General features: G+C 62.9%; 10 protein-coding genes and 1 tRNA gene. 7 read left to right on the forward strand and 4 right to left on the reverse strand.

Translation table 11 applies throughout. From position 1 onward, the window contains the following. The first annotated feature begins 278 nt into the window (after window positions 1-278). The 5 genes from infA (at window position 279) to ACFOGH_RS07040 (ending at window position 2,513) form a co-directional block, all read left to right on the forward strand. Window positions 279-497, forward strand: coding sequence for a translation initiation factor IF-1 (gene infA, locus ACFOGH_RS07020; protein WP_054005112.1), 219 nt, complete (start codon window positions 279-281; stop codon window positions 495-497). Window positions 498-557: 60 nt separating this feature from the next. Next, window positions 558-1,133 carry a Maf family protein gene (locus ACFOGH_RS07025; RefSeq protein WP_380072357.1) on the forward strand — a complete coding sequence of 192 codons (576 nt, stop codon included), beginning with the start codon at window positions 558-560 and terminating at the stop codon, window positions 1,131-1,133. Continuing rightward, on the forward strand, window positions 1,130-2,155 hold the full coding sequence (locus ACFOGH_RS07030; RefSeq protein ID WP_380072358.1) for a ribonuclease E/G: 1,026 nt from the start codon (window positions 1,130-1,132) through the stop codon (window positions 2,153-2,155). The genes ACFOGH_RS07025 and ACFOGH_RS07030 overlap by 4 nt, the downstream gene beginning before the upstream one ends. After that, window positions 2,152-2,328: a DNA gyrase inhibitor YacG gene (locus tag ACFOGH_RS07035; protein ID WP_380072359.1), complete on the forward strand. Its 177-nt coding sequence runs from the start codon at window positions 2,152-2,154 to the stop codon at window positions 2,326-2,328. The genes ACFOGH_RS07030 and ACFOGH_RS07035 overlap by 4 nt, the downstream gene beginning before the upstream one ends. A 109-nt stretch (window positions 2,329-2,437) precedes the next feature. Further along, a tRNA-Phe gene (locus ACFOGH_RS07040) sits at window positions 2,438-2,513 on the forward strand. Window positions 2,514-2,660: 147 nt separating this feature from the next. Here the strand turns inward: ACFOGH_RS07040 and ACFOGH_RS07045 are convergent. From ACFOGH_RS07045 to ACFOGH_RS07060, 4 genes are all read right to left on the reverse strand, one after another. Further along, entirely contained in the window at window positions 2,661-4,178 is a 1,518-nt protein-coding gene (locus ACFOGH_RS07045; protein ID WP_380072360.1) for a tripartite tricarboxylate transporter permease, read from the reverse strand. A gap of 1 nt (window position 4,179) precedes the next feature. Then, entirely contained in the window at window positions 4,180-4,671 is a 492-nt protein-coding gene (locus tag ACFOGH_RS07050) for a tripartite tricarboxylate transporter TctB family protein (protein ID WP_380072361.1), read from the reverse strand. Further along, entirely contained in the window at window positions 4,668-5,612 is a 945-nt protein-coding gene (locus ACFOGH_RS07055) for a Bug family tripartite tricarboxylate transporter substrate binding protein (RefSeq protein ID WP_380072362.1), read from the reverse strand. Before ACFOGH_RS07055 ends, ACFOGH_RS07050 begins: the two co-directional genes overlap by 4 nt. Before the next feature lie 114 nt (window positions 5,613-5,726). Continuing rightward, the gene (locus ACFOGH_RS07060) at window positions 5,727-6,791 is read right to left on the reverse strand and encodes an ABC transporter substrate-binding protein (RefSeq protein ID WP_380072363.1); all 1,065 of its coding nucleotides are present in this window, start codon (window positions 6,789-6,791) and stop codon (window positions 5,727-5,729) included. Between the two features lie 76 nt (window positions 6,792-6,867). Here ACFOGH_RS07060 and ACFOGH_RS07065 point away from each other — a divergent pair, with 76 nt between their 5' ends. Both ACFOGH_RS07065 and ACFOGH_RS07070 read left to right on the forward strand, forming a co-directional pair. Further along, window positions 6,868-7,545, forward strand: a complete 678-nt coding sequence (locus ACFOGH_RS07065) for a response regulator (protein ID WP_380072364.1) — start codon at window positions 6,868-6,870, stop codon at window positions 7,543-7,545. Continuing rightward, window positions 7,542-8,936: a sensor histidine kinase gene (locus ACFOGH_RS07070; protein WP_380072365.1), complete on the forward strand. Its 1,395-nt coding sequence runs from the start codon at window positions 7,542-7,544 to the stop codon at window positions 8,934-8,936. The genes ACFOGH_RS07065 and ACFOGH_RS07070 overlap by 4 nt, the downstream gene beginning before the upstream one ends. The last annotated feature ends 1 nt before the right edge of the window (window position 8,937 follow it).

Below are 8,937 nucleotides of genomic sequence, written 5' to 3' on the forward strand. Positions count from 1 at the left end.
ATGATCGGCGATTGATCTGACAGCCGTTGCACTAAATCAAAGCAAACCCGGGCACTTTTGCAACCAGACACAACATGTTGTGCCTAACCCCATAAAACAGGCCGCAACACACAAGTCATTCCCAGATGGGAAGACATTCGCCCGTGAAGGCGCAAGCCGCCACGAACATCCAAACCGACCAAACTGCCCCCGATTTTCCGCTTGAAAATCCGGCCCAACAGGCGCATATCCGCGCCGATGCCTGCGGTTCCCGCGGGCTGAACCCTATTGGAGAGACCATGGCCAAGGAAGATATCCTCGAATTCCCCGGTGTCGTGAAGGAACTCCTGCCCAACGCGACATTCAAGGTTGAACTCGACAACGGCCATGAATTGATCGCGGTGATGGCAGGCAAGATGCGCAAGAACCGCATCCGTGTTCTGGCAGGTGACAAGGTGCAGGTCGAAATGACCCCCTACGATCTGTCGAAGGGCCGCATCAACTACCGCTTCAAGTAAATTGAGCGCTTTCCGAAAAGTGGGCACCGGTTTTCGGGCCCAAAAGCGCGGGAACCTCTGATGAAACTTATCCTCGGATCAGGCAGCCCGCGCCGGAAGGAACTTCTGGCGCAGCTTGGCATCACCCCAGACGCCATCCTCCCCCCCGACATCAACGAAGACCCGGTGAAGGGCGAATTGCCCCGCCCCTATTGCGCGCGCCTTGCGCGGGAAAAGGCCGCGGCCATCCCGGCCGATCCCGATGATATCATTCTGACCGCCGACACCACCGTCGCGCTTGGCCGCCGAATCCTCGGCAAACCCGCCGACGCGGGCGAGGCCGCGCGGTTTCTGACCGATCTCGGCGGCCGCCGTCACCAAGTGATCACCGCCATCGCGGTGAAACGCGGCGACAAAATCTGGAGCCGTGAGAGCGTCTCGGCCGTCAAGATGAAGCGAATGTCTGACGCCGAACTCAACAGCTACCTCGCCAGTGGCGAATGGGAAGGCAAGGCCGGAGCCTACGCGATCCAGGGTGCCGCAGGCGCGTTCATCCCGTGGATTTCCGGCAGCTTCACCGGCATCGTCGGCCTGCCCTTGGCCGAAACCGCCGCCCTGCTTGCCGCCGCAGGCTATCCCGTCTGGAACCGCCCATGACCCGCACTGTTCTGCTCGACACCCTGAAAGACCGCCCCGCCGCCGCCTTGGTGGTGGACGGCCAGTTGCAGGATCTGGCGATCGACCCGATCACCGATGCCCCCCTTCCCGGTGCCATCTACCGCGCCGTCGCCGACCGCCCGATGAAGGGCCAGGGTGGGCTGTTCGTGAAACTCCCCGAAGGCTCGGGCTTTTTGCGCCAGACTGCAGGCATCGCCCCCGGCCAGCGCCTGCTGGTGCAGATCACCGGCCCCGCCGAGGCGGGCAAAGCCTATCCGGTGACGACGCGCCTGCTGTTCAAATCGCGCTACGCCATCGTCACCCCCGATGCCCCCGGCCTGAACATCTCGCGCCGCCTGAAAGACGAAGCCCTGCGCGATCAGCTTGAGTCGCTGGCAAAAGCCGCGATGCAGGGCGCCGATGAAACCCTCGGCCTGATCTTGCGCTCGGCTTGCGCGGGCGCCAATGATGACGAGATCGCCGAAGATATCATCGCGATGCGCGAACTGGCGCAGGCAGTGCTGGCGGATGTTCAGGGCAATGCCGAACTGCTGGTCGAGGGTGCAGGCGCGCACGAAACCGCATGGCGCGACTGGGCCGATCCTGAACCGGACGAAGTGATCGAGGGCGGTTTCGCCGATCATGACGTGCTCGAGATGATCGACGCCCTGCTGACCCCGCGCGTGGGTCTCGGCCAAGGCCATATGATGATCGAACCGACACGTGCCCTGCTTGCCGTCGATGTCAACACCGGCAACGATACCTCGCCCGGTGCCGCGCTGAAGGTCAACATCGCCGCCGCCCGCGAACTGCCGCGCCAGTTGCGGCTGCGCGGTTTGGGCGGTCAGGTCGTGATCGACTTCGCCCCGATGCCAAAGAAAGACCGCGCCATCCTCGATCAGGTGATCCGCGCCGCGTTCAAGACCGAGTCAGAGGTCAATCTGGCCGGTTGGACCACGCTGGGCCTGTATGAGATGACCCGCAAGCGCGACCGCTTGCCACTGGCAGAGTTGCTGGCATGAACTGCCCAATCTGCAACCGCAAAGCGGATGAGAAATACAAACCCTTCTGCTCACGCCGCTGCGCAGATGTTGATCTGGGCAAATGGCTTACGGGCAGTTACGCCATCCCGGCGCAAGCCATCGACGACGAAAACCCCGAAGATTTGGACGATCCGAAACACCGCCCACAATGATCTGCGCGACGATGCATTTTTCTGCCAAAACCCTCTGGACAGCCCCGCGCCCGTAACGTATCACCCGCCCACCAAGCAAGGATATGCCAGATCGGCACCTTGACAGAGTGCCCGGATAGCTCAGTTGGTAGAGCAGCGGATTGAAAATCCGCGTGTCGCTGGTTCGATTCCGGCTCCGGGCACCACTTTAATCTCGCAAACTCAGATCTTTGTCGCAGTTTCTTAACGTGCTGCACAAACGTCCGTCGCAGCCAAAATATCACTGCCTTGCAGTCTCTAAACGCAAACGGGGCCGCTTGGTGCGGCCCCGTTTTTCTTTTTCGGCTCAAAGCTTAATCCTCGTCGCTGGCAATCTGCGCCAACACGGCACCTTTGCCGCGCATCCGCATGATCAAGGGCACCACCAGTGCCAGCGTCGCCAGCAGCAGAATGCCCGCCGCGACCGGTGTTGAGACCAGCGTCGTCCAATCGCCTTGCGAGATTGCCAAGGCACGGCGCAACTGTTGTTCGGCCATCGGGCCAAGGATCAGGCCGACCACCACAGGGGCAATCGGATAGCCGTAAAGCCGCATTGCAAAGCCCATGACGCCAAACAGCAGCAACATGCCCAATTCCACTGGCGAGGGGTTCATCCCGATGGTGCCGAGTGTGGCAAACAGCAGGATGCCCGCGTAAAGCCAATGGCGCGGGATGGTCAGCAGCTTCACCCACAGCCGGATCAGCGGCAGGTTCAGTACCAGCAGCATCACATTGGCGACCAGCAGGCTAGAGATCAGGCCCCAGACCAGCTTGGGCGAGGTGGCGAACAGCAATGGCCCCGGTTGCAGGCCGAATTGCTGAAAGCCTGCCAGCATGATCGCAGCCGTCGCAGATGTCGGCAAGCCCAGGGTCAACAGCGGCACCAAAGTGCCCGCAGCCGAGGCATTGTTGGCAGCCTCTGGCCCCGCAACACCTTCAATTGCGCCGTGCCCGAACTCCTCGGGGTGCTTCGACAGCCGTTTTTCGGTGGCGTAAGACAGCAGCGTGCCAATCTCGGCCCCACCTGCGGGCATTGCCCCAATCGGAAAGCCAATCGCAGTGCCGCGCAGCCACGGCTTCCACGAGCGCGCCCAATCCGCGCGGCTCATCCAGACCGAGCCTTTCACAGCCTCGATCTTATCCGCTGCGGTATTGCCTTGCGATGCCACGAACAGCGCCTCGCCAATCGCGAATAGGGCAACGGCAAGGGTGGTGACTTCGACACCGTCAAGCAATTCGGGCACGCCGAACGACAGGCGCGCCTGCCCGGTCAACTGGTCAATCCCCACCAAGGCCAGCGCAAGGCCCACGAACAGCGAGGTCAGCCCCTTCATGGCACTATCGCCAAACGCCGCCGAGACGGTGACGAAGGCCAGCATCATCAGCGCGAAATACTCGCGCGGGCCGAACACCAGCGCCAGTTTCACCACATAGGGCGCAAGGAAGGCCAGCGCCAAGGTCGCCAGTAACCCCGCCACGAACGAACCAATCGCCGCCGTTGCCAGCGCCGGGCCACCCCGCCCCGCGCGCGCCATCTTGTTGCCCTCCAGCGCCGTGACGATGGATGCACTTTCGCCGGGGGTGTTCAGCAATATCGACGTGGTCGAGCCGCCATACATGCCGCCGTAGTAGATCCCGGCGAACATGATCAGCGAACCGGCAGGGTCCAGCCCATAAGTGACAGGCAGCAGCAGCGCCACAGTCAACGCCGGACCGATGCCGGGCAGCACGCCAACGGCGGTGCCCAATGTCACCCCGATCAGCGCGTAAAACAGGATCATCGGGTCCATCGCAACGGCCAGACCCTGTAGCAAGAAGTCAAATGTGGTCATCTCAGCCCCCGAAAATCAGGCGTTCCAGCAGGCCTGCTGGCAGTTTCAGGCGCAACAGCTGGTCGAACACCCCGAAAATCAGCAGCGACAGCGCAAGGCCAATCGGTACGGTCAGCGCCAGCTTGTTTTTGCCAAAGCCCGCAGCGGTGCAGGCAAACAGCAGGGCCGAGGCGATGGAAAACCCCAGCGGTTTCAGCAGGATCACTTGCAGCGCAAGGCCTGCAATAGTCCAGATCACCGGCGGCCAATGCGGGCGGGGCATCGCCGGCGCCGCATCGCGCAGGCCCGTGATGATGTGCAATGCCGCCAGCACCAAAAGGGCGTAGCCGACAAACTTCGGCAAAGCGCCCGAGCCGATGCCCGCATAGCCGCCCTTGTCGGGGATCGCAAAGCCCTGCCAGATCAGCAAGGCCCCGAGTGCCGCCAGTATGGCCGCGATGATGAACGCCGCCCCATTGGGGCGACGTTTGGTTGCGGTGTAAAACTGGTTCATTTCACCAGACCGATGTCCTTCAGGACAACCGTGGTCGAGTCGATGTCCTTGGCGAGTTGCGCATCAAAATCAGCACCGGCCAGATAGGTATTGGCCCAGCCTTTGGTTTCCAGCATGGATTTCCAGCCAGCCGAGTTCACCATCTTGTCGATATCAGCCGCGACGGCGGCCTTTTGTTCTGCCGACAGGCCGGGGGCTGCGGCGACCATGCGCCAGTTTTGCACGTTCACATCGTAGCCCGCCTCGATCAGCGTCGGCGCGTCGGTGCCCGGCCATTTCTCGGCAGTTGAAACCGCCAGCATCCGCATGGTGCCTGCCTCGACCTGCGGCAAGAACTCGCCCACGCCGGAAATCCCGACGGTGACTTGGTTGCCCAGAATCGCCGCCAAAGCCTCACCACCGCCCGAGAAGGCGACATAGTTGATCTTGGTCGGATCAACGCCAGCGGCTTTAGCCAGCAAGCCTACGGTGATGTGGTCAACGCCACCCGCCGAGCCGCCCGCCCAGGAAACCGAACCCGGATCGGCCTTCATCATCTCGACCAATTCGCCAATGGTCTGGATCGGCGACGAGGCCGGAACCGCGATGCCTTCAGCTTCGCCGGTCAGGCGTGCGATCGGGGTGACGTCGGCCAGCGATACGGGCGAGGCGTTGGTGAGGATCGCGCCGACCATCACATAGCCGCCGACGATCAACTGGCTGGGATCGCCCGCTGCGGTCGAGGCGAACTGCGCCAGGCCCACCGTGCCGCCCGCGCCGGGGACGTTTTGCACCTGAACCGAACCGGCGATGCCTTCGGCCTGCATCACCTCTTGCATCGACCGCGCGGTGCTGTCCCAGCCGCCACCCGGTGCCGCAGGCGCCATGATCATGTAATCGGTCGCAAGCGCCGGAGCCGCCAGTGCAGCCACGAACAGCGCGCTCAAAAGCGTGTGTTTCATTGTGATTCTCCTCCCAAAGCACGGATTTCGTGCCGTTTCTTCTGGGCGACACCTCCTCGTGTCGTCCCTGCCCGGAATTTCAGCACACAAAGCTGTCAACTGGCTGACAGTCGCCTATTCGCCCGCCAAAGCCGCCCGCCACAGCCGGATCAGGCGCTGACGCTTGGCCTGATCAAGGTAAACCAACACGCCGGGGCTGACCGCAACCGGGCGCAACTGATCGCCCAAGGCATCCTGCATGGCGCGGCCAGAGTTGGCCCCCGACACTTCCAGGCTCACCGATGGCATCCGCAGCTTTTCCGACAGCAGGGTCTGGCCTTGCTTGCTCATCAGAAATGCCAGAAATTCCGCCCCCATCTTAGGCGAGGCCGCAGCACGCGGCACCAGCGCCACGCGCGAAACCACCACAGTAAAATCGCGCAGCAGCACCAGCCCCAGATCGGGCGCGTTGCGGGCCTGATCGGCAGCGTAAGAGCCTAAGATGTTGTAACCCAGCACCAAACGCCCATCTGCCACGCGATCAATAATGTCCTGACTGGTGGGATAGGTCTGCAACCCGGCCTGCGCCATCACCCGCAACAGTGACCAGATATCGGGGAAATGTTCGGTATCGCGGGCCAGAAACAGATAGCCCACCGCCGAGCGTTCGATGTCATAGGTGCCGATCTTGCTGCGCATGTCAGGGGGGGCATTGCGCAGCCATTGCATCAATTCCAGCCGCGAAGTCGGTGGCCCATCGGGGAAACTGGGCTTGTGATAGACCAGCACGCCCGGCTCGAATGTCAGCGCAAAGGCGGTGTCCTGCCAGTTCGCCCAGTCTGGCCAGCCTTGCGCGGCGGGCACATCGACCGCCTGCGCATAGCCGTCATTGGCGAGCTTGATCTGCATATCCATCGCCGAGGAAAACACGAAATCAGCCGTCGGCGCGCTCGCTTCGGTTTCGGCAATCACCCGCGCCGAAATCTCGCCCGCCAGCAGGTCTTCATAGCGCACCGCAACGCCCGTATGTTCGGCCTGAAACGCCGCAATCAACGGCTCTGCCAGACGGTTGTCGAGGGTTGAGTAGATCACCAGTTCTGCCGTCGCGGGGCCGATGGGTGGCGGATAATTGACCACCTCGGCTGGCGATGGGCCAGCAAGGCCCGCACAGAACAGGGCGAGTGCAATAATTTGGCGCATCATTTCACCTTGCCCGATGCAAGTGGCGTTCACAACGGGGCAGTTTCTGCCTAGCGTGGCGGTAGGGAGGCTGCATATGCGCTTGTTGGTGGTTGAAGACGATCTGCCCTTGGCCGAGTCGTTGGTGGCTTTGCTGACCTCGTCCGGTTATGCGGTGGATTGCGTCCATGATGGCGCGTCGGCCGAGGCGCTGGTGGCGGTCGAGCAGTTCGATCTGGTGATCCTTGATCTGAACCTGCCGCAGATGGATGGCCTTTCCCTGCTGCGTGCGATGCGGGCGCGGGCCAATCCGGCGGCGGTGATGATCCTGACTGCGCGCGGCGCGGCGGAAGACCGGGTGCGCGGGCTGGATCTGGGCGCGGATGACTATATGGCCAAGCCGTTCGATGTGCGCGAGTTTGAGGCCCGCGTGCGATCCTTGCTGCGCCGACAGGCGGGATTGCGTTCGGCCACGGTGACATTGGGGGCGGTAACGCTAGATCTGACCACGCGGCAGTTTTCGGGCGCAGATCAACCGCTTGACCTGCCCCCCCGCGAGCGCGCGCTGCTGGAACTGCTGCTGACCCGCGCGGGCAAGGTGGTGACGAAAGAGGCCATCGTGCAATCGCTGACCTCACTCGATGACATGCTGTCGGACAATGCGATTGAGCAATATATCTCACGTCTGCGCCGCCGGATTGCGCCGTTTGGTTTGGGGCTGCGGGCGGTGCGCGGCATCGGCTATCTGCTGGAAAAAGCGGCGGACCGAGGATGAAACCCTATTCGCTGCGCCGCCGCCTTTTGCTTTGGCTCTTTCTGGCGACGGCGGTGTTGGGCGTGCTGGCCCTGCTGGACACATGGCGCGAGGCGTTGCGCACCGCGCAAAGCGTGTCGGATCGGGTGCTGGTCGGCTCGGCCCTGGCAATTGCCGAGCGGGTGACGGTGGACGTATCGGGCGGTTTAGAGGTTGATCTGCCCTATTCTTCGCTGGAAATGCTGACCTCGACCGCGCAGGACAAGGTGTTTTACCGGGTCGATGGCCCGATCGGACATTTTCTGACGGGATATGAGGATCTTGCGATCAACCCGGCCCCAGCGGGCGGCGTGGCTTTTGCCGATGGCAGGCATGGCGATGTCAGCATTCGCAGTGCCACGCTGATGCGCGAAGTTTCAACCGGGGCCCGCTCGATTGCCTTCAGCGTGACGGTGGCGGAATCGACGCGGGCGCGGGCGGAACTGGCGCAGGCGATCCTGCTGCGCTCGGCATTTCGGCTGGCGCTGCTGATCCTGTGCGGCGGCGGGGTGGTCTGGGTGGCGGTGACGCTGGCACTGCGGCCACTAAACCGCTTGGGTGCCACCATCGCCGAACGCTCGCCCGACGATCTGCGCCCGATCAGCGCCGACACGCCGCAAGAGGTCGAGGCTTTGGTGCTGGCGATCAACTCGTTCATGAAGCGACTGGATACCGCACTTGAGGCTTTGCGCCACTTCACCGGCAATGCCAGCCATCAGCTGCGCACGCCCTTGGCGGTGGTGCGCGCACAACTGGCGCTGATCGACCGCAGCGCCACCGCGGATCAAACTGCGGCTGCGACCGACAAGGCGAAAAACGCGCTGGAGCGTGCCGAGCGGGTGCTGGCGCAGCTTTTGGTGCTGGCGCGGGTGGATGCGGCGACGGGGGCTGCGGCGTTGCAACGGGTCAATATCGTCGCTGTGGCGAAAGAGCTGACCGCCGAAATGGTGCCGCTGGCGCTGCATTACCGCATCGACCTTGGCTATGAAGGCGCGTCCGAGGCTTTTTCGCTGGCGGAACCTGTGCTGCTGACCGAATTGCTGAAGAACCTGCTGACCAATGCGATTGCCTATGCGGGCGCAGGAGCGGTGGTAACAGTGCGGGTGCGCATGGATGGCAGTGCCGCCACGCTTGAGGTGGAAGACAACGGCCCCGGCCTGACCCCACGCCAGCTTGAACGCGCAGCCCAGCGCAAACGCGGCAGTTCCGCCCCGGCCCGCGCTTTGTCAGCCGATCAGGAAACCGGCTTTGGTTTGGGGCTGGCAATCACCGCCGAGATTGCCGCGCTGTTTGGGGCAGAAATTCAGGTGCAGAACGTCGCAGAAGGCCACGGCGTGCTGGCCCGCATGCGCTTTCCAGCCCTGCCCCTCTAGC

This window comes from Cypionkella sinensis (assembly GCF_042646385.1).
Lineage (GTDB): Bacteria > Pseudomonadota > Alphaproteobacteria > Rhodobacterales > Rhodobacteraceae > Cypionkella > Cypionkella sinensis.

What these genes read in the sequence shown, in the direction of transcription:
- ACFOGH_RS07065 (WP_380072364.1), top strand. Translation starts at nt 6,868, where the DNA reads ATGCGCTTGTTGGTGGTTGAAGACGATCTGCCCTTGGCCGAGTCGTTG.
- ACFOGH_RS07060 (WP_380072363.1), bottom strand. Translation starts at nt 6,791, where the DNA reads ATGCGCCAAATTATTGCACTCGCCCTGTTCTGTGCGGGCCTTGCTGGC.
- ACFOGH_RS07050 (WP_380072361.1), bottom strand. Translation starts at nt 4,671, where the DNA reads ATGAACCAGTTTTACACCGCAACCAAACGTCGCCCCAATGGGGCGGCG.
- infA (WP_054005112.1), top strand. Translation starts at nt 279, where the DNA reads ATGGCCAAGGAAGATATCCTCGAATTCCCCGGTGTCGTGAAGGAACTC.
- ACFOGH_RS07035 (WP_380072359.1), top strand. Translation starts at nt 2,152, where the DNA reads ATGAACTGCCCAATCTGCAACCGCAAAGCGGATGAGAAATACAAACCC.
- ACFOGH_RS07055 (WP_380072362.1), bottom strand. Translation starts at nt 5,612, where the DNA reads ATGAAACACACGCTTTTGAGCGCGCTGTTCGTGGCTGCACTGGCGGCT.
- ACFOGH_RS07070 (WP_380072365.1), top strand. Translation starts at nt 7,542, where the DNA reads ATGAAACCCTATTCGCTGCGCCGCCGCCTTTTGCTTTGGCTCTTTCTG.
- ACFOGH_RS07030 (WP_380072358.1), top strand. Translation starts at nt 1,130, where the DNA reads ATGACCCGCACTGTTCTGCTCGACACCCTGAAAGACCGCCCCGCCGCC.
- ACFOGH_RS07025 (WP_380072357.1), top strand. Translation starts at nt 558, where the DNA reads ATGAAACTTATCCTCGGATCAGGCAGCCCGCGCCGGAAGGAACTTCTG.
- ACFOGH_RS07045 (WP_380072360.1), bottom strand. Translation starts at nt 4,178, where the DNA reads ATGACCACATTTGACTTCTTGCTACAGGGTCTGGCCGTTGCGATGGAC.